Source organism: Lysobacter sp. S4-A87 (assembly GCF_022637455.1).
Classification (GTDB): Bacteria; Pseudomonadota; Gammaproteobacteria; order Xanthomonadales; family Xanthomonadaceae; genus Lysobacter_J.
The window spans coordinates 832,887-852,902 of sequence record NZ_CP093341.1; the positions used below are offsets into that span (position 1 = coordinate 832,887).

Sequence of the window (20,016 nt, forward strand, 5' to 3'; positions counted from 1 at the left end):
ACCGGACGTGCTATCGCCGCCGCGGCAGCACGCCTAACATAACGCCACTGCCACCCGGCCCTCCCCCATGGAAACGCTGCTGCACCTGATTGCCGTCTACGGCCTGCTGGTCGTATTCGTCAGCGTGTTCCTGGACCAGGGCGGCATCCCGGTTCCGGCCTATCCGCCGATCATCCTGACCGCGGCACTGGCGGTCGATCGCGGCGACAGCGTCTGGCCCATCCTGATCGTGGCAACGCTCGCCGCCATGCTGGCCGACTGGCTGTGGTTCATCGGCGGACGGCGGCTGGGCGCGAAACTGCTGCGCCTGATGTGCCGCCTGTCGTTGTCCCCCGACTCATGCGTGCTGATGACGCGCGGCGTGTACTCACGCTGGGGCGCGCCGTCGCTGATCGTGGCCAAGTTCGTTCCCGGTTTTGCCGCGGTGGCGACCACGCTGGCCGGTGAAACCGGCACGCGTACCGGGCGCTTCCTGTTCTACGACGGTATCGGCGCGCTGCTCTGGTCGGGCCTGGCCGTCGCGCTGGGCGCTGTTTTCCACGAAGCCGTGAACAGCGTGCTCGAGCGCCTGGAGGACCTGGGCCGTTTCGCGCTGCCGGCGATCGTCATCCTGATCCTGGCCTTCGTCGGCTGGAAGCTGTGGAGGCGGCAGATGTTCCTGCGCCAGTTGCGCATGGCACGAATCACGCCGATGGAGCTTCGCCAGCTGATCGACGAAGGCACCTCGCCGCTGATCCTGGACGTGCGTCCGGAAACGCTGCGCAATGCCTCCGGCTGGATCCCGGGCGCCGTATTCGTGCGCACGCTTGCGGAGGCGGCGTTGCAACCGCGCGACGAGGTCGTCGTGTATTGCGACTGCCCCAACGAAGCCTCCGCGGCGGTGTTGGCGCGCGAGCTCAACAAGCATGGATTCAAACGCGTGCGCCCGCTCGCCGGTGGCTTCGAAGGCTGGCGCAGCGAAGGCAACCAGGTCGCCTTCGAGTAGACACCCCGTCAGCGCGACCAGGGCCACCAGCCGCGGCCGGTACGCGCGTAGCGATCGGCAGCGCGTTCGAAGCGGTTGCGCACGCTGATGCCGCCGAAGGCCAGGTACAGCGGCAGGAACAACGGCCCCAGCGCCAGGTACTGGTAGACGTGGGCGCGCTCGTGATCGGCAAGGACGATCGCCGGTTCGTCGCCGTGGCCGGCACGGTGCGCGTAGGTCACGCAAGGCGAGTCCAGGCTGTCGCCAGTGTGCAGTATCACGTTGCCGAACGTGACCGCTCCACCTGGCCCCCAGGGCCAGCGGTGAAACACCAGCGCCAGTTCGCGGCGACGCCAGTGCAGGTGCGCGCCGAAGGCCATCCCGGCCAGGCCCAGGGTGAGTCCAAGCAACGTGTTGGGCAGCGTCCACAGGGCGCCGAGCGCAACCAGTCCGCGGGTAAGAAGCGTCGACATGCGTGCAGCCTAGCGCAGGCAAATGCCGGTGGTGGCCAGGAAAGATTCACCCACCTTGGGCGCCTCCCGGGAAGTCAGTCGCCCTCGGGGACCAGCAGCCACAGGATCAGGTAGACCAGGATCCCCGGGAACGCCGCCGAGGCAATCGAGATCAGTACGTAGGCGATGCGCAGCAGCGTCGAACTCCATCCGAACCTGCGTGCGATGCCGCCCATTACCCCGGCGATCATCCGGTCGTGACGTGAGCGGGAAAGAGTGCGGGTGGTATTCATGGCGACGCGATCCTTGGCGGCGACCGCTGGTGGCGGCGATCGGAGTCTAGCGCCGGCGCTCAGGGTGGAGCGTGACGAATGGCAGCCAATCGCGTTGTCAGCCAGGTCGACGAGGCGACGGCCGGCTGGCCGGGGCAGCGAACCTGGTAAGCCTTGCCGCTCATGCTGCTCTGGCTGCCGGCGCGCTCGATGAACTGCTCGGCATTGGCGACCATGTCGCGCTTGCGCAGGTAGTCGTACTTGCGCCGCAAGTGCGACTGCGCCTCGCTCGCCGGGTACCAGCTGCCATTGCGCTGGAACTGGCAGCCGGAACTTCCCAGCGCGGTGATCAGCTGCTCGATCTCCTGCTGCGCCTTCGCCGGCAACGGCGCCTGCGCCTGCGCGATGGACGCGCAGGCGGCGAGCAGGACACCACTCAGGGACGCGCGGAGGATGCGGCTCATGGCGCCATTACAACCTATCCAGCCATTTCCCCACCACATCGGTCCAGATGGCATAGCCGTTCTGGTTCATGTGCAGGTGATCGTCGAGGAAGAGCTCGCTGCGCGGCTGGCCGTCGGCGTCCAGCATCGGCGTGGCCACGTCCAGAAAGTCGACGCCCTGCTGGCCTCGCGCGTAATCGCGCACCAGCGCATTGGCCTCACGCATTCGGCCCATCAGGGCTTCCCGCGCCGGACTGGGCTTGATCGAGATGAAGGCGATCCGCGCCTGCGGCAACTGGGCCCGCAGATTGCTGACCAGCGCGGCGAAGTCGTCGCGCACCTGCTGCGGCGTGCGGCCTTCGGCGAGGTCGTTGTCACCGGCGTACACGACCACTGCGCGCGGCTGGTACGGGATCACGATGCGCTGGGCGTAGAAGGTCGTGTCGCGCAGGCGCGAACCGCCGAAGCCGCGGTTGATCGGCGCCGCCCCGGGGAAATCGTCGCCCAGGCTGCTCCACAGGCGGATCGAGGAACTGCCGACAAACACCACGCCGCCGGGCCGGCGACGGACGACACTGTCGGCCTGTTCGAAGGCAACGATGTCGGGCTCGAACCTGGTCGAGTCCTGCGACTGCGCAGCAGGGACAGCGGCAGGCGGCGTCGGATTGGATGCGCAGGCGGTCAGCAGCACGAGGCAGAGGAGCAGTACGAACTTGGGCATCTGGGCAGTGTCAGGTGGGGTTGCTGACTGTGCCATGAGGCCAATGCGACGATCTGTCGATTGCTCCGCCATTCTACAAAACCGCCGGCGCGAACCGCCGGCGCGATCGGCTCAACGCGAGCGCGCGGCGAGCCAGTCGTGGATTGCCGCAGGCACTTCGCGTTGCGCACGGCTGGAGACGTAGATGCCGATGTGCCCACCCTTGAACGACACTTCGCTGTAGTCCTCGCTGCCGACCAGGCCGGCCAGCACCTTCGACGACGACGGTGGCACCAGGTGGTCCTGCTCGGCGTAGATGTTGAGCACCGGCATGTCGACATTGCGCAGATCAACCGGGCGCCCGCCGATGTCGATGCCGCCCTTGACGAAGCCGTTTCCCTGGTAGAACTGCTTGCAGAACTGGCGGAATGCCTCACCGGCCTGGTCGGGCGAATCGAAGATCCATTTCTCCATGCGCAGGAAGTCCTCCAGCGCCTTGCGGTCGTCGAGCACGTCGACCAGCCCGACGTACTTCTGCACGAACAGGCGCCACGGCTTGAGCGTGAGGTAGCACCAGTTCATGACATCGGCCGGGACGTTGCCCAGCGTGTCGATGAACAGATCGATGTCGAGGCCGCGCGTCCAGTTGCCCAGCATGTTGTCGCTGGTGTGGAAATCGACCGGCGTGACCATCGTGATCAGGTTGCGCACCTTGTGCGGGTTGAGCGCGGCATGGCACAACGAGAACGCCCCGCCCTGGCAGATACCGAGCAGGTTGACCGCATCGAGGCGGTACTCGCGACGCAGGTGATCGATGGCACCGCCGATATAACGCTGGATGTAGTCGTCCAGCTCGAGATAGCGGTCGGAGCGGTCCGGATAGCCCCAGTCGAGGACGTAGACGTCTTCGCCGCGCTCAAGCAGGCCGCGCACGAGCGACTTGTCCTCCTGCAGGTCGACCATGTAGGGCCGGTTGACCAGGGCGTAGACGATCAGCAGCGGGACCTTCGCCGTCGGTGCGCGATCGCCGCGGAAGCGATACAGAACGACCTTGCCGTCGCGCCAGACTTCCTCGCGCGCGGTTGCGCCGTAGTCGACGTCGTGGACCTGGTGCAGGGTTTCCAGGCCGGCGCGCAACTTGGCCTGGAAACGCAGCGACTCTTCCGCCAGCGACTGCGGCGTGAAGCCGAGCGGGCCTTGACCGAATCCGTCCATGTCAGCGCTTCCCCTTGGTCTTGGCGGGCTTGGCGGCGGGCTTTGCAGCAGGCTTGGCGGCAGACCTGGCCGGCGCAGCCTTGCGCGCCTTTGCCGCGGGCTTTGGTGCTGGCTTCGGTGCAGGCGCCGGTGCAGGCTCCGCACGCTGCCTCGACGCAGTCCCTTCGCTTCGACCGGCGCGCGTGGCAGCCCCTTCGACGGCGTCGCGCAGGCGCCGCAGTTCGCGCTCGAGCTGCACGATCTTGCGGTGTGCCGAGTCCAGCTCGGTTCGTGTCGGCATGCCCATCTGCGCGCTGGCCTGCTCGACGATCGTCTGCTGGCGGCCGCGCAGCGTCATCTGTGCATTGACCAGGGCGGCATAGGCATCGCGGAAGCGCGGCGACAGCGCGATATCGGCATAGGCCTCTTCCGCCGCATCGATCCACAAGTCGAACAGCGCCCGCACCGACTCGAGCTGGCGGCCCGGCGCGCTGCGTTCGCCAAGCTTGCGCTCGAAGCGCACGAAGGCGTCCTGGCCGGCTTCACCCAGCAAGGTCTGGTAGGCCTGGCTTTGCTGCTGCAGGTCGACCTGCGCCTGCATCAGGTGCTGCCAGCGCTCCTGGTGCTCGCGGGCGAAGCCGAACGCGGGAAGGCCCAGCCACGAGCGGCCATCGCGCTGCACCTTCTGCAGCCACGGCGCGGCCTGTTCGAACCACTGCGAGGGATCGGTGCTGGCACTGCCGGGCATCATGCCCAGCATGTGCGCGAACGGATTGGCGCCATCGCCGCCGAGCGCCTGCTTCCAGGCGGCGGTGATGTCGGCGGCGTTGGCGGGGCGACCGGCGAACTGCGCCGCCAGCTGCTGCATCTGCCCGAACCACCCTTGGGCCTGGGTGTTGAAACGCGACACGGCTTCATCGCCCTGCGGCATCCCGCCCCTGGCCAGCTGCGACCACCAGTTCATGGCGTCGTTCCAGCCTGGCAGGCCCGGCGCCTCAGGCGTCGTCGCCGAACGCAGGGTGTCACCCCAGGCGTTCCAGTACTGCCGCGTCCACGCCTCGAAATCGTCCTGCTTCATCGCCGCCTCCGCATGATCCCGGCCATGTTAGCAAGGGTCATGTTGCACGGCCGCGACGGGGACGCTGTCAGGGCTTTGGGATCCGCAAGGTCTTGCTGATCATCAGCGATCCCGACAGGGCGAAGATCAGCACCAGCGGATGGAACTGCCACGGCCCGAGCTTGATCATGCCCAGCCACAGGTCGGGCCCGATGGCGCCCTGCCAGGCGGCCACGGCCAGCACCACCACCAGCGCCAGGCTGGTCGGAATCGGCGTGCCTTCGAAGAACTTGACCTTGTCGCCGCCGCCGGACAGTTGCTCGGCGGTGACGTTGTAGCGCGCCAGTCGGCTCACGCCGCAGCCGACGAAGTAACTGAGCACCACCCAGTCCCAGCCGCCCTGCAACCCGCAGGCGTAGGCCAGCGCCGCCGGGGCGACGCCGAAGGAGATCACGTCGGCAAGCGAATCGAGTTCACGGCCGAGGGTCGAGGCGGAATTGCGCCAGCGCGCAACGCGGCCGTCGAGCGCGTCGAAGATGAAGGCCAGCGGGATCAGCGCCATGCCGATCAGCAGGTCGCGAACGCCGCCCTCCTGCAGGAAGCGCATCGCAGCGAAGATCGCGCCCGTGCCGCAGAAGGCATTGGCCAGCGTGAACCAGTCCGCGAGGTGGAACTCGCGCAGCATTGAAAAGTGGCGCGACATGCGGCGCTCCTGATCCATCAAGATCCATCAAGGCCTGCCAGCGTGCCAAATCGGACGTTAAGGCGGCAAGAGCCTTGTTGGATTCCCCGCTCCCCGGTTGCGGCGGCGAGGCCGCCTCAGCGCGGTATGGCCAGGTTCGCGGCCTCCAGCGGCTTGCCGGCACGTGGCGTCGTGGCGATCACGGCATCGACCGGCAGTGCGCCATTGCCGTCCAGCTGCGCGCTGACCCGGTCCAGCGCCGCGTAGACGTACGGCAACAGCGGCAGGTAGCGCGCGCCGTAGTCGGGCAGACCGAGGAACGCGTCGAAGTGCTGGGCATTGCGCACCTGCCAGTAGCGCACGTCGCGGCCGGCGGCCTGTGCCTGCTTCACGTAGGGCGCGCTGGTGAATGCCGGCGGCACCAGGCCGTCGTCGCTGCCATGGATGACCACCACCGGCAGGCCCTTGCGCGGCAGGCCGGCCTGGGTTGCGGCGATGCCCTTGCGCACGCGCTGCGCATCGGCGGAGTCGCCCGTCCACAGGGCCCGCAGGCACTGCAGCGTCACCAGCGGCGCCTTCGGATTGGATTCGAGCAGGTTGACGCCCGCACCCGGCGGGATGCCGCTGGCGTCCGACCACCACGCAGCGCGCTCGGCAGCGGTCGCGGCGCGCGAGCTGAAATCGGCATTGAGCGCGCCGTAGCCGTTGCCGCAGGGCAGCTCTCCGACTCCGTAGCGGCCGTAGGCCGACGCGTAGGTCACCGCGACCGCGCGCCACAGATCGAAGCCGACAGACAGTGCACCTGCGCGCAGGGCCTCGTCGGTCCAGCCATGGGACTTGAGCATGTCGTAGGCGGATTTGGCCTGCGCTGCAGTGTCGCCGCCCTCGATCAGTCCGCTTTCCTTGAGTGCGGCGCAGCGCTGCGTCCACAGCGGCGCGACCTGCGCCGTCAACGGTGGCTGCGGCAGGTTCTGCATGTGCAGCAGCGCGCACGGCATCAGCAGTGCCGCCTCGGTGGTGAAGTCGTACAGGGGACGACTGCCACCGCCTTGCGCGTAGACGTTGGGTTCGCCGGCAACGACCGCATCGAGCCAGTCGCCGTCGAGCTCGGCCGCGCGCAATACCGCGCCGCCGCCATTGGAGATGCCGACGGCGATGACACGCGTGTTGTCGAAGGTGAAGGGCGCGGCCTGCGGGAAGGCGCTGTCGAGCGATTGCAGTGCAAACTGCGCCGCCTGCTTGACGTGCCGGCCCCAGTCGGCCTCGGGGTTGTCGCGCGAATGTGCGTGCTTGAATGCCACGCCGGTCGATGCCGACGTCACCGGCTCGAAGGCCAGGCCGTCGCCGCGTGCGCCGACGGTGCCATCGGCGCGGGCACCCTGCCCCGCGTCGAGATCGAAATAGTCGGTGCCGGCGCCCTTGTCGGTGTAGGCCACCGCGCAGCCCTTGGGCAGGCCCCACGCTCCGGCGACGGCAATTGCGCCATAGATGCCGCGCGAACCCGACGACGCCGTCACCACCAGGCAGCGCTTGCCGGTGTCGAATCCATCGGGCACCTGCACCAGCACGCGGTGCGGCGAGTTCGCACCGGGCACGGTCGCGAACGCGCTGTACTCGCGGCCCGGCACGCTGGCCACGCTGCCGTAGAGCTCTCCGTAACCACCGCCCGGCGCGAGGTCGGCGATGCCGCGCCAGTTGCTCCACAGCGCACGACGGCGCAGTTCGGCGGGCGTGGGGTCCCCGACATCGCCAAGCGCGGGCGGTGCCATCGCGCGCAGCCCCGACAGGCCGAGGCCGGCGCTGAGCAGATCGTCGCTGCCGCGATGTTCGGTCATGCGCAATGCGGAGAACATCGGCGCGGCCTCCGTCTTGCTGCGCGGGGTGGACGTGGAGCAGGCCATCAGGGAAATGGCGGCCAGGGCGAGCGTGGCGCCGGCGAGGACGGTTCGGACGGGTCGCGTGGTCATCGTCGCAGACTAGCAAGGCCAGCCGCGGTGCCCATCGTACTTTCGTACCAAGCATGGGCCGACACGCAGGTGCGTGCACTTGCTAGGCTATCGGCAATGCCGACCCTGCTGATCGCCGACGACCATCCGCTGTTCCGCGCCGCATTGCGGCAGGCGGCACTGGAAGCCGTAAGCGGTGCCGAGATCCTCGAAGCGGGCCACCTGGACGCCGTGCTGGCGGCGCTCGACGCCGATTCCGGGGTCGACCTGGTGCTGCTCGACCTGCACATGCCAGGCAACCATGGCCTGGCTGGACTGGCCGCGATCCGCGCCCAGCACCCGGGCGTGGCGGTGGTGGTGGTCTCGGCCAACGACGACCCGCGCGTGGTGCGGCGCGCACTCGACCATGGCGCCGCCGGTTACCTGCCCAAGAGCGCCGGCCTGGACGAACTGCGCGACGCCATCCGTGCCGTCCTCGCCTGCGAGCAATGGCTGCCGGCGACGCTGCGCGCAGCGGTTGCGCGCACGCAGAGCGACAGTGGCGATGCCGACCTGGCGGCGCGCCTGGCGAGCCTGTCGCCGCAGCAGTTCAGGGTGCTGACGCTGGTGGCGCAGGGCCTGCTCAACAAGCAGATCGCCGACCGCCTGGTCGTGCAGGAGCGGACGGTGAAAGCCCACTTGTCGGCGATCTTCGAGCGGCTTGGCGTGCGCAACCGCACCCAGGCCAGCGTGGTGCTGCGCGAACTGGAATTGTCGGATCCGGCGCGGCAGATGGCCTGAGACGTGGCGGCTTTCCCGGGTGCGCTGCGCTTACCCGGGCTACCTGGCTGGGTAGCCCGGGTAAGCGCAGCGCACCCGGGGGCTCTCAGGACAACGCCACTTCGCGAGCAGCAAGTGCGCGGTCGAGCACCGACTTCAATGCCAGCGGCTTCACCGGTTTGGCCAGCAGCGACAGCCCTGCCTCTTCGACCGCGCGACGCACGACTTCACCGCGATCGGCGCTGAGGATCAACGTCGGCCGCGCGCCAAAGCAATGCTCCAGGCGCTCGGCCAACGCCACCCCGGTGTCGCCGTCATCGAGGTGGTAGTCGAACAGCCACAGCGAGGCCGGCATGCGCTGCAGCGCTGCCTCGGCCTCGGCGCCATTGCGCGCGGTGACGACGTCGAAGCCCCAGCCCCGCAGCACGGCGGCCAAGGCGGACATCGCCTGTGCGTCGTTGTCGACCGCCAGCACGCGCAATGCGGCATCGACGTTGGGCGCCGATGACGTCAGCAGCGGTCGAGGCGCACTGTGCACCCGTACCGAGAACACCGTGCCCTGGCCAAGCCGACTGCGAAGTCCCAGCGGCGCATCGAGCAACTGCGCGATGCGTTCGGCGATCGACAGGCCCAGCCCCAGGCCCTGCCCCGGTGCGTCTTCTCCACGTCGGAACTCCTCGAAGATCGCCGCCTGCTGGCCCGCGGCGATGCCGGGGCCACTGTCGTGCACTTCGATGCGCAAGCCGTCGCCGTCGCGTCGCACGCCCAGCACCACCCCGCCGCGCTCGGTGTATCGCACGGCATTGGCAAGGAAGTTCTGCAGGACCCGGCGCAGTAGCTGCGGGTCGGTGTGCGCCCAGGCACGACTGGCAATGAAGCCAAACTCGAGGCCACGCGAAGCCGAGATCGCGCGGAACTCCGATGCCAGCGGTTCCAGTACCTCGGCCAGCGGGAACGGACGCGGCTGCGGAACCAGGCCGCCGGCCTCCAGGCGCGACATGTCGAGCAGGCCGGTGAGCAGGTCACTGGTCGAATCCAGCGCGCCGCCGATCTGCGCCACGGTTTCGCGCTGGCGCGGCTCGTGCAGCTGCTGCGACAGCGCATCGGTGAACAGTTGCGCGGCATGCAACGGCTGCATCAGGTCGTGGCCGATCGCGGCGAGGAAGCGGCTCTTGGCTTCGTTGGCGCGCTCGGCGTCGCGCTTGGCCACTTCCAGGTCGGTGGTGCGCTCGACGACACGTTGTTCCAGCGTCTCGTTGGCCATGATCAGGCCGGCCTCGGCGCGGCGGAACGCGGTCACGTCGGTGAAGGTCGCGACGAAGCCGCCGCCAGGCATCGGGTTGCCGCGGATCTCGATGATGCTGCCGTCGGCGAGGACGCGTTCGGACAGGTGCGCGGTGCCCGCGCGCATGAAACTCAGGCGCCGCTCGAGGGCGCGTTCGAGATCGCCTTGCGGCGGCATTCGCTGCAGGGCCCAGCGCGACAGCTCGGCGATCGGCCTGCCGACCTGCAGCAGTTCCGGCGGGAACCCGAACAACTCGACATAGCGCCGGTTCCACGCGACCAGGCGCAACTGCGCATCGACCACGCTGATGCCCTGGCTCATGTTCTGCAGCGCCGCCTCGAGCACGCGCTGGTTGAAACGCAGGTCGGCGGAGGCCTCGCCGACGATCGCCGCGACGGCGTCGAGCTCGTGCCCGCTCGCTGCGCGCCGCGCCGCATCCAGCAGCACCCGCGCCGACGCCGAACCCAGCACGGCCGCCAGTTCGCGCTCGATCCGCTCTTCGATCGGAGCGGCCACCGGCTCGCCGGCGGGCACGCCCTGCAGCAACTGCTGCACGCGCTCGCGCGGCAGGAAACGCAGGCCTGCATTGCGCAGCGTCTTGACGTCGAGGCCACGATGGGCGCGGTGCGGCGCCTCGCGGCGCCACAACGCTGCCAGTACGGTGGCGAGCGTGCCGACGAACAGACTTGCACCGACAGCACGCCCGAGCCGGCTCCAGCCGGTCAAGCCAAACAAAGCATCCGGCGCCAGCCAGTGCAGGCCGAACGGGCCGTTGTCGAGCCACGGTGCCGTCGCCCCGCGGATCTCCATCGCCATCGGCAGCAGCTGCACCCAGGCCCAGGCAGCGAAGCCGCCGGCAATGCCTATCACCGCGGCGCGCGCCGGCGTCTGCGGCCGCCACACTGCGAAGCACAGCGCCGGCACCAGCGTCGCCAGCGCCGAGAACGACACCGCGCCCACGTCAGCCAGCGCGTCGTTGCCGGCGATCAGGCGGCTGTAGGCCCAGGCCAGCAGCATGATCACGACGATGCCGGCGCGGCGCAGCGCCAGCACGCTGCCACGCAGGTCGCTGCCGTCGTTGCGCGACCACGAACCGCGCAGCAGGCCGGGCGCGAACCAGTGGTTGCCGATCATCAGGCTGAGCGTGAGGGTGCTGACCACGACCATGCCGGTCGCCGCGCTGAGGCCGCCGAGGAAGGCGAACAGTGCCAGGCCCTCGTGCCCCTGCGCCAGCGGCAGCGCGAGAACGTACAGGTCCGATGGCACGCCGCTGCCGCCGAGCATCGCCTGCCCCGCCTTGGCCAACGGCAGCACCGGCAGCGCGATCAGCACCAGGTACAGCGGGAACTGCCAGCGCGCCGTGCGCACGTCGCGTTCGTCGCGGCACTCGACCACGCCAACGTGGAACTGGTGCGGCAGGATGAACATCGCCAGTGCGCCCAGCAGCACCAGCGGCGCGAAACCGTCGGCCGAACGCGACGGCGGCGCCATCGCCGGCGCAATGGGCAGGTCGCCCAGCCCCCACCAGACAAACAGCCCCAGCGCCAGCATCGCCGCCAGCTTGAAGACCGACTCGAACGCCATCGCCAGGACCAGGCCGCGGTTGTGCTCGGCGGCGCTGGCGCGGCGCGTGCCGAACAGCATCGCGAACAAGGCCATCGCCAATGCCACGTACAGCGCACTGTCCTGCCACGCCGGCGTCGGCGCGATTTCACCGCTGTGCGTGGTCAGCATGGCGAAGCTCATCGCCACGGCCTTGAGCTGCAGGGCGATGTAGGGGATCAGCCCCAGCGCCGCGACCAGGGTGACGGTGGCGGCGAGCCACGCGTCCTTGCCCAGGCGCGTGGCAATGAGGTCGGCCAGCGAGGTCGCGTTGGTTTCCCGCGCCAGCTGCACCAGCCGGATCATGAAAGCGATGGCGACCGCGTACAGCACGATCGCACCAAGGAAGGTCGGCGGCAGCGGCCACCCGTAGCGCGCGGCCTGGGTGACGGTCCCGTAGAAAGTCCACGAGGTGCAGTGCACCGCCAGCGACAGCGCGTAGACATGACCCCAGTGCCGCGCCAGCACGGTGGGCCGGCGCTCGGCGTAGAGCGCCGTGCCGAACATCAGCGCCAGCCAGGCCAGGCTGGCCAGGGCGACCGCGGTGAAGCTCAGCATGGGGTGGCGGCGAGGTGCATCACGGGAGGATAGCCGAGCTGGGGCGCCTCACCCCAACCCCTCTCCCGCAGGCGGGAGAGGGGCTCGCACGGCGTCAGAAGTCGTACCGCGCCGACAGCGTGTACTGGCGCGGCGCACCGTAGAAGCCGGTCAGCACGCCCAGCGCGGCGTTGAGGTTGTAACCGGTGGTACGGTACTCCTTGTCGGCCAGGTTGGTGCCCTGCAGCGACAGCGACCAGGCATCGTCGATGCGCCAGATCACGCCGGCATTGACCAGGCCGTAACCGTCCTGGGTGATCGGCTGGGCACCGGTGCGGACGATCTCCGTGGTCGCGACCACTTCACTCTGGTAGCTGTAACCCAGGCGCGCCGACAGGTTGCCGCCGTTGGACAGATCCGTGCGGTACTCGACGTTGAGCGCACCGGAGAAGTCCGGAGCATTGGTGAACTCCTGCTCGTCGGCGATGTTGACGCCGGCGTACATGAACTCGTCGTACTGGGCATCGAGCCACGCCAGGTTGCCGCTGATCAGCCAGTTCTGCGTCGGCAGCCACTGGTATTCGACTTCCACGCCCTGCACGGTGCCCTTGCCGGCGTTGGTGAAATCGCCGAAGAACGCATCGTTGGTGCCATCGCCGTTGCTGTCGTAGGAGGTGAACACCGACAGCTGGATGTCCTCGTACTTGTTGTGGAACGCAGCCAGGTTCAGGAACAGCGTCTGCTCCAGGAACGCCATCTTGCTGCCGATTTCGAAGCTGTCGACCGACTCGTCATCGAACGGCTCCGCCGAACGCGGCACCGCCGTGGCCTGGGCGCGGATGTTGAAACCGCCCGACTTGAAGCCGCGCGACGCCAGGCCGTAGACCATGATGTCCGGCGTGACCTGGTAATCGAGCGAGATCTTCGGCGAGGTGTTCTCAAAGCCGATGCGCTTGTCGAAGTTGGCCGCGATCGGGGTCGGGTTGTTGGCCGCGCAGCGCGCCGCCAGCGTCGAGAAGGTGGCATCGGTGTAGCAGCGGTTGAGCACCACCGCATGCTTCTTCTCGTCGGTGTAGCGCGCGCCCAGGTCGAGCTTGAGCCTTTCGGTCAGGTCGAACGTCCAGTCCGCGTACAGCGCCAGCGCATCGGTGTAGACCGTGCCCTGGGTATCGCCGAAGGACAGGTTGAAGAAGTTGTTGAGGACCTGGCCACCGGCCTCGCCGTCGAAGGAGTAGAAGCCGATCACGCCACGCGAGCGGCCGCCGGCGTCGTAGTTGACCTGCAATTCATTGGTGACCTGCTCGTCGGCGTAGAACGCCTTCACGTCGGCGACCTTGTTGGGCAAGGTGTCGAAGTCGATGTTGGTCTCGGTGTCGGACTCGCGCTTGGCCAGGATGTACTTGAACCCCCAGTCCTCGTTGATGCGCCAGTTGACCGTGGCCGAGGCGCCCTTCATCGAGGTGTCATTGACGTTGGGCATGCCACTGCGGATGTCGTAGCGGCTGTCCAGCGGCAGGAAGCCCGGGGCGAAGCGGTTGGGCGCCAGCATCCTGGCGCCGCGCACGCCGGACTGGTCGTCCATCCAGTCGTAGGCGAACTGCACATTGAGGTCGTCGCTGATGTAGGCGCCGAGCTGGCCGCGCATCGCCAGGATTTCCTTGTCGCTGACTTCCTGGCCACTGAACAGGTTGTCGCCGTAACCCTCGCGGTTGAAGCTGCCCAGCGCGATGCGGCCACGCAGCGCGCCGTCGCCGACGGACGCGCCGAGCGAGGCCTTCACGTCGAGCTGGTTGTAGTTGCCGACGGTGACCGACACCTGGCCTTCCGGAGCGACCGGCAGTCCGCGCGAGATGTACTTGATCGCACCGCCAATGGTGTTCTTGCCGTACAGCGTGCCCTGCGGGCCGCGCAGAACTTCGATGCGTTCGACGTCGAATACGTCCAGCAGCGCGCCCTGCGGGCGGGCGATGTAGACATCGTCCATGTACATGCCCACGCCCGGATCGACGCCCCACAGCGGATCGGACTGGCCGACGCCGCGGATGTAGGCGGTGATCGTGCTGCTGGAGCCGCGGGCGGCGTAGATGGTCAGGTTGGGCACCTGGCCGTCCAGATCGCTGAGGTCCTCGATGTTGAGCTTGTCGAGCGCGTCGGCGGTGAATGCGGTGACTGCGACCGGGACTTCCTGCAGCGTCTCCTCACGCTTGCGCGCGGTAACGGTGACGCCACCGAGCGTGGTGGCCTGCGCTTCGCCGGTCGGAGCGGCGGTCGTTTCCTGGGCGAAGGCGGCCGGCGCCAGCAAGGCGAAGGCAATGGCGATGCTCAGGCTGCTTCTGTTGCTGCGATTCATGGTGACGCTCTCTCCCCAGTCCCAAATCGTTGGCCGCGGCCCGGCGGGTGCCGGAAGCGAAATGACCGACGGGCCCTCCCCCGTCATGCTGGCAAGCCTAGGACCGTGCGCCTGCCGGCGCTGCTGTACCTTCGGACAATGCCGGTCGGGGCCGCCCGCGCAGAGACTCTGTCGACATCTGCACTAGTTCGTCAGTCCCGCGAAGGCGGGAATCCAGGGCCTTCAGTACTCAACGTCCATGGATCCCCGCCCACGCGGGGATGACGAATCCAAATTCCGTACCGGGGACGTACATGGCATTTCTGATCGTGCTGGCCGCGCTGTGCTTTCTGATGTTCGTGGCCTACCGCGGCTACAGCGTGATCCTGTTCGCGCCAGTGGCCGCGCTCGGCGCGGTGCTGTTGACCGACCCGTCCCTGGTCGCGCCGATGTTCACCGGCTTGTTCATGGACAAGATGGTCGGCTTCCTCAAGCTGTACTTCCCGGTGTTCCTGCTCGGCGCGGTTTTCGGCAAGCTGATCGAGTTGTCGGGATTCTCCAAGGCGATAGTGGCCGCGACCATCCGCCTGTTCGGTGCCGGCCGGGCGATGCTGTCGATCGTGGTGGTGTGCGCGCTGCTGACCTACGGCGGCGTGTCGCTGTTCGTGGTGGTGTTCGCGGTGTACCCGTTTGCCGCCGAACTGTTCCGCCAGAGCGACATCCCCAAGCGCCTGATCCCCGGCACGATCGCGCTGGGTGCCTTCACTTTCACCATGGATGCACTGCCGGGCACGCCGCAGATCCAGAACATCATCCCGACCACGTTCTTCGGCACCAACACCTGGGCGGCGCCGTGGCTGGGCACCATTGGCGGCGTCTTCATCCTCGTCGTCGGCCTGTTCTATCTGGACTGGCGGCGTCGTGCGGCGCTGGCTGCCGGGGAAGGCTACGGCGACCAGCTGGTCAACGAGCCGGCACCGTTTGCCGGCGGAACGCTGGCCCACCCGTTGATCGCAATCCTGCCGCTGGTGCTCGTCGGCGTGGTCAACAAGCTGCTGACCGTGGCCATCCCGCGCTTCTATGGCGAGGCACACAGCTTCGACCCGGCGGTGATCGGCAGTGCCACGCCGGTGGTGCAGGAAGTGTCCAAGGTCGCGGCGATCTGGGCCGTGCAGGGGGCGTTGCTGGTCGGCATCCTCGCCGTGCTCGCCTTTGCATGGAAGCCAGTGATGGCCAGCTTCGCCGAGGGCAGCAAGTCGGCGATCGGTGGTGCGTTGCTGGCGGCGATGAACACTGCCTCGGAGTATGGTTTCGGTGCGGTAATCGCCGCCCTGCCAGGCTTCCTGGTCGTGGCCAATGCGCTGGCCGCCATCCCCAACCCGCTGGTCAACGAAGCCATCACCGTGACCGCACTGGCCGGCATCACCGGCTCGGCATCGGGCGGCATGAGCATCGCCCTGGCGGCGATGGCCGAGACGTTCATCGCCAATGCCAATGCCGCCGGCATCCCGATGGACGTGCTGCATCGTGTCGCCGCGATGGCCTCGGGCGGCATGGACACCCTGCCCCACAACGGTGCGGTGATCACCCTGCTTGCAGTAACCGGCCTGAGCCATCGCCAGGCCTACAAGGACATCTTCGCGATCACGCTGATCAAGACCGCGGCGGTGTTCGTGGTGATCGGGACGTTCTACGCGACCGGGCTGGTGTAGCCCCTGCCACTACGCCTGCTGGATCGGCAGCGACACCGTCACCACCGTCGGGTCATCGGGATTGGCGGTGGTGGTGAACCCCAGTCGCCGGCACATGTCGAGCATGGTGCGGTTTTCCTGCAGCACCTCGCCTTCGATCGAGCGCAGGCCCAGCCAGCGCGCGTACTCGATGATCGTCTGCATCAGCCGCCAGCCCAGGCCCTGGCCCTTCAGGTCCGAGCGCACCAGGATCCCGTACTCGCCATGGTCGTAGTTGGCGTCGGCGTGCAGGCGAACCGCGCCAAGCATCTCGCCGTCGTCCGGATCGATCGCCACCAGCGCGATCGAGCGCGCGTAGTCGAGCTGGGTCAGCTGGGCGATGAACTCGTGGCTGAAATGACGGATCGTCTGGAAGAAACGCAGTCGCAGGTCTTCATCGGTGACCTTGGTGAAGAACCGGCGGAAGAGCTCGTCGTCCTCTGGCCGCACCGGCCGCAGGAAGGCGGCACTGCCATCGGACAGTTCGAGCGTGCGCTCCCACTCCTTCGGATACGGGCGGATCGCAAAGCGCGGATGGCCAGGTCCCTTGTGCAACGTACGCGACGGTGCCACGCCGATGCGCGCGTCGACCGCGATGATGCCGTCGCGGTCTGCCAGCAGCGGATTGATGTCGACCTCGAGGATCTCCGGGATATCGGCGACCAGCTGCGCCAGCTTCACCAGTGCCATCGCGACCGCGCGTTCGTCGGCGGCGGGCACGTCGCGGTAACCCTTGAGGATGCGCGACACGCGGGTGCGACCGATCATCTCGTGGGCCAGGCGCAGGTCCAGCGGCGGCAACGCCAATGCCTTGTCGTCGATCACCTCGACCGCGGTGCCACCGCGGCCGAACACGATCACCGGCCCGAAAGTGTCGTCGTCGACCATGCCAATGATCAGCTCGCGTGCCCGCGGTCGTATGACCATGGGCTGGATCGTCACACCTTCGATGCGGGCATCCGGACGCGCGTCGCGCGCGCGTTGCAGGATCGCGTCGGCGGCCTCGCGCACCGCCTGCGCGGTGAACAGGTTCAGGCGCACGCCGTCGACGTCGGACTTGTGGCTGATGTCGGGCGACAGGATCTTGACCGCGACAGGCGTTGCGTCCGCCAGCAGCGGCGCGGCCACGCGGACGGCTTCGTCCGCATCCCGCGCGGGCAACGTCGGGGTGATCTCGATCCCGTACGCGGCCAACACCTGCGCGACTTCCATCGGGTCGAGCCAGGACCTCCCCGACTGCAGCGCGGCATCGACGATCGCGCGTGCATTGGCGGTGTCGACCACCAGGTCGTCGGGCATGCTCGGCGGCGTCTCCATCAGCGCCTGCTGCGCCTCGCGATGGCGCACCAGGTACATGAAGCCACGTACGGCGTCGGCCTCGGTGGCGTAGGTCGGGATCCGCGCGGCATTGAGCCGGGCGGTGGCGCTCTCGTCCTTGCCCAGCCAGACCGCGAACACGGGTTTGCGGCCACCGGCCTTCATCGCCAGCGCCTTCGCGTCGGCCAACGCCTGCGCACGGCTGTCGGCGCCGATCAGCGCCGTGGGGACATTGAGTGCCAGCACGGCATCGTTGCCGGGGTCGGCCAGCAACGCGCCGATCGCTTCGGTGTAGGCGGCATGGTCGGCATCGCCATTGATGTCGACCGGGTTGGTCCGCGGCCAGGCCGACGAGGCGACCGGCTCGAGCTGCTGCACGGTCTGGTCGGACAATCCGGCGCGCGTGCCGCCCATGTCGACCAGGCGATCGGCGGCAAGCATGCCGGTACCGCGGCCGTTGGCGAAGATCGCCAGGCGCCGGCCCGGGAAGGTGTGGGTCCGCCCCAGGGTCTCGGCGGCGGCGAACAGTTCATCGAGCGCGCTCACGCGCAGCATGCCGGCGCGATGGAAGGCCGCGGCATAGACCCCATCGGGCGTCGCCAGTGCGGCCGAATGCGTGCGCACCGCGGTCGCGCGTCGCGAATGGCGATCTGACTTCACCACCACGACCGGCTTCAGTCGCGCCGCCGCGCGCGCCGCCGACAGGAACTTGCGCGCGTCGCGGATCGATTCGACGTACAGCAGGATCGCCCGCGTGTAGCGGTCGCGCGCGAAGTAGTCGAGCAGATCGGCGAAGTCGACGTCGAGCGCATCGCCCAGCGAGGCCACCGCAGAAAAGCCCAGCGAGCGACGCGCGCCCCACTCCACCAGCGCCGCGGCAATCGCGGCCGACTGCGAGATCACGGCGAGGTCGCCCGGCAGCGCCGCGTGCCCGGCAAAGCTGGCATTGAGGCGCGCATGCGGCGCAAGAATGCCCAGCGAGTTCGGACCGACGATGCGCAGGCCATCGGCGCGGGCGACGCTGGCAAGTTCCGCTGCCGGCGACTGTGCCCCCTGGCCCATGCCGGTGTTGAGCACCACGGCCGCGGATGCGCCCTTTGCCGCTGCGGCGCTGGCGAACCTGGGCACGAGCGAGTGAGGCGCTGCGATCACCACCAGTTCCGGCGTCCACGCCAGGTCCTTGATCCGCGAAACCGCAGCCACGCCTTCGATCTCGTCGAAGTTCGGATTGACCAGTCCGATCTGGCCGGCAAAACCGCCGTCGACCAGGTTGCGCAGCACCGCCCTGCCTGCCGACTGCTCGCGCGTACTGCCACCGACCACGGCGACCGACCTGGGGCTGAAGACCGATTGGAGTTGATAGGTGCTCATCTGCAGCCGAAAGCCTTCCTGGACCTGCTGTAGGAGCCAGCTCGCTGGCGACCGACCCGCTCCACCGCACGCGCCCACCGCGCGGCGCATCATGCTCCCTACGATAGCCGGGCGGCTGTTCAATGGCGCCCCATGGCGTTAGTATTTTCACTAACAGGCCGTCCGACAGCGGCCGTCCGCCCGCCGCCTCGCTCGTCGCCATGCCCGCCCCGATCCGCAAGATCCTCCACGTCGACATGGACGCGTTCTACGCGTCGGTCGAGCAGCGCGACGACCCGTCCCTGCGCGGTCTGCCGGTGGTCGTGGCATGGCGTGGCGCCCGATCGGTGGTCTGCGCGGCCAGCTACGAGGCGCGCAAGTTCGGGGTGCGCTCGGCCATGCCCGCGGTACGTGCCGAGCGCCTGTGCCCGCAGGCGGTGTTCGTGCCGCCCGACTTCGTCCGTTACAAGGCAGTGTCGCGGCAGGTGCGCGAGATCTTCGCCCGCCATACCGACCTGATCGAGCCGCTGTCGCTGGACGAGGCCTACCTCGACGTCACCGCCACCCGGACCGGCCTGGCCACCGCGACCGAAACGGCCGAAGCGATCCGCACGGCCATCCGCGAGGAGACCGGGCTCACCGCCTCGGCCGGGGTCGCGCCCAACAAGTTCGTGGCCAAGATCGCTTCCGACTGGCGCAAGCCCGATGGCCTGTTCGTGGTCCGCCCGCACCAGGTCGAGGGCTTCCTCGCGCCACTGCCGGTCGGCCGCCTGCCCGGTGTCGGCAAGGTCGGCGAACAACGCCTGGCAGAGCTGGGCATCGCCACGGTCACCGACCTGCGCACTGTCGCTGCGACTGACCTGGAAAGGCATTTCGGTCGCTGGGGCAGGCGGCTGCACGAGCTCTCGTTCGGCATCGACGACAACCCGGTGCAACCCGAGCGCCCCACCCTGCAGATCTCTTCGGAAGACACATTCGAGCGCGACCTGCCGCTGGACGAACTGGAACCGCACATCGAACGCCTGGCGACGAAGACCTGGGAGGGCTACCAGCGCGAACTCGCGCGCGACGACTCGCGCATCGCGCGCACGGTGGTGCTCAAGCTGAAGACCGCGGACTTCCGCATCCTCACGCGCAGCCTCACGCCGGCCGAGCCGCCATCGTCGCTGCAGGAACTGGCGCGGATCGCCAGCGAGCTGCGTGCGCGGGTGCCATTGCCGCCACGCACGAAGTACCGACTGGTGGGCGTCGGGCTGTCCGGTTTCGCCGAACGTGATGAGTCCGAGGTGCAGACCGACCTGTTCGCCGAACAGCAGGCCTAGATCAGGCTAGATGCGGTCGTTGGCCCCGGCCTTGCGTGCGGCCTGCGCTGCCTGCTTCAGTTTCTTCGCGGTGCT

The 20,016-nt window shown here is 68.3% G+C and carries 15 protein-coding genes; 4 read left to right on the forward strand and 11 right to left on the reverse strand.

Annotated features, from left to right (window positions below; genetic code table 11):
- The first annotated feature begins 67 nt into the window (after window positions 1–67).
- The gene (locus MNR01_RS03730; protein ID WP_241919639.1) at window positions 68–985 is read left to right on the forward strand and encodes a DedA family protein/thiosulfate sulfurtransferase GlpE; all 918 of its coding nucleotides are present in this window, start codon (window positions 68–70) and stop codon (window positions 983–985) included.
- A gap of 8 nt (window positions 986–993) precedes the next feature.
- Here the strand turns inward: MNR01_RS03730 and MNR01_RS03735 are convergent, their stop codons facing one another.
- From MNR01_RS03735 to MNR01_RS03770, 8 genes are all read right to left on the reverse strand, one after another.
- Window positions 994–1,437, reverse strand: a complete 444-nt coding sequence (locus tag MNR01_RS03735; RefSeq protein WP_241919640.1) for a hypothetical protein — start codon at window positions 1,435–1,437, stop codon at window positions 994–996.
- Between the two features lie 74 nt (window positions 1,438–1,511).
- The gene (locus MNR01_RS03740) at window positions 1,512–1,709 is read right to left on the reverse strand and encodes a PspC domain-containing protein (protein WP_241919641.1); all 198 of its coding nucleotides are present in this window, start codon (window positions 1,707–1,709) and stop codon (window positions 1,512–1,514) included.
- A 59-nt stretch (window positions 1,710–1,768) separates the two neighbouring features.
- On the reverse strand, window positions 1,769–2,152 hold the full coding sequence (locus MNR01_RS03745; protein WP_241919642.1) for a DUF5329 domain-containing protein: 384 nt from the start codon (window positions 2,150–2,152) through the stop codon (window positions 1,769–1,771).
- A 7-nt stretch (window positions 2,153–2,159) separates the two neighbouring features.
- On the reverse strand, window positions 2,160–2,852 hold the full coding sequence (locus tag MNR01_RS03750; protein ID WP_241919643.1) for an SGNH/GDSL hydrolase family protein: 693 nt from the start codon (window positions 2,850–2,852) through the stop codon (window positions 2,160–2,162).
- Window positions 2,853–2,963: 111 nt separating this feature from the next.
- The gene (locus tag MNR01_RS03755) at window positions 2,964–4,046 is read right to left on the reverse strand and encodes a class III poly(R)-hydroxyalkanoic acid synthase subunit PhaC (protein WP_241919644.1); all 1,083 of its coding nucleotides are present in this window, start codon (window positions 4,044–4,046) and stop codon (window positions 2,964–2,966) included.
- Window position 4,047: 1 nt separating this feature from the next.
- The gene (phaE, locus tag MNR01_RS03760) at window positions 4,048–5,103 is read right to left on the reverse strand and encodes a class III poly(R)-hydroxyalkanoic acid synthase subunit PhaE (RefSeq protein WP_241919645.1); all 1,056 of its coding nucleotides are present in this window, start codon (window positions 5,101–5,103) and stop codon (window positions 4,048–4,050) included.
- Window positions 5,104–5,170: 67 nt separating this feature from the next.
- A complete protein-coding gene (locus MNR01_RS03765) occupies window positions 5,171–5,785 on the reverse strand; it encodes a CDP-alcohol phosphatidyltransferase family protein (protein WP_241919646.1) in 615 nt (204 codons plus the stop codon).
- A 116-nt stretch (window positions 5,786–5,901) separates the two neighbouring features.
- A complete protein-coding gene (locus MNR01_RS03770) occupies window positions 5,902–7,731 on the reverse strand; it encodes a D-(-)-3-hydroxybutyrate oligomer hydrolase (RefSeq protein ID WP_241919647.1) in 1,830 nt (609 codons plus the stop codon).
- Window positions 7,732–7,827: 96 nt separating this feature from the next.
- On the opposite strand from MNR01_RS03770, the gene MNR01_RS03775 reads away from it, so the two are divergent.
- Window positions 7,828–8,490, forward strand: a complete 663-nt coding sequence (locus MNR01_RS03775; protein ID WP_241919648.1) for a response regulator transcription factor — start codon at window positions 7,828–7,830, stop codon at window positions 8,488–8,490.
- An 85-nt stretch (window positions 8,491–8,575) separates the two neighbouring features.
- Here MNR01_RS03775 and MNR01_RS03780 read toward each other — a convergent pair whose 3' ends face one another.
- On the reverse strand, window positions 8,576–11,914 hold the full coding sequence (locus MNR01_RS03780) for a PAS-domain containing protein (RefSeq protein ID WP_241919649.1): 3,339 nt from the start codon (window positions 11,912–11,914) through the stop codon (window positions 8,576–8,578).
- Between the two features lie 94 nt (window positions 11,915–12,008).
- Entirely contained in the window at window positions 12,009–14,243 is a 2,235-nt protein-coding gene (locus MNR01_RS03785) for a TonB-dependent receptor (protein ID WP_241919650.1), read from the reverse strand.
- 293 nt (window positions 14,244–14,536) lie between these two features.
- Here MNR01_RS03785 and MNR01_RS03790 point away from each other — a divergent pair, with 293 nt between their 5' ends.
- Window positions 14,537–15,934: a GntP family permease gene (locus tag MNR01_RS03790; RefSeq protein ID WP_241919651.1), complete on the forward strand. Its 1,398-nt coding sequence runs from the start codon at window positions 14,537–14,539 to the stop codon at window positions 15,932–15,934.
- Between the two features lie 9 nt (window positions 15,935–15,943).
- On the opposite strand, the gene MNR01_RS03795 is transcribed toward MNR01_RS03790, so the two are convergent.
- Window positions 15,944–18,640, reverse strand: coding sequence for a bifunctional acetate--CoA ligase family protein/GNAT family N-acetyltransferase (locus MNR01_RS03795; protein ID WP_241919652.1), 2,697 nt, complete (start codon window positions 18,638–18,640; stop codon window positions 15,944–15,946).
- Between the two features lie 200 nt (window positions 18,641–18,840).
- Here MNR01_RS03795 and dinB point away from each other — a divergent pair, with 200 nt between their 5' ends.
- A complete protein-coding gene (gene dinB / locus MNR01_RS03800) occupies window positions 18,841–19,941 on the forward strand; it encodes a DNA polymerase IV (RefSeq protein WP_241919653.1) in 1,101 nt (366 codons plus the stop codon).
- Window positions 19,942–20,016 lie beyond the last annotated feature (75 nt).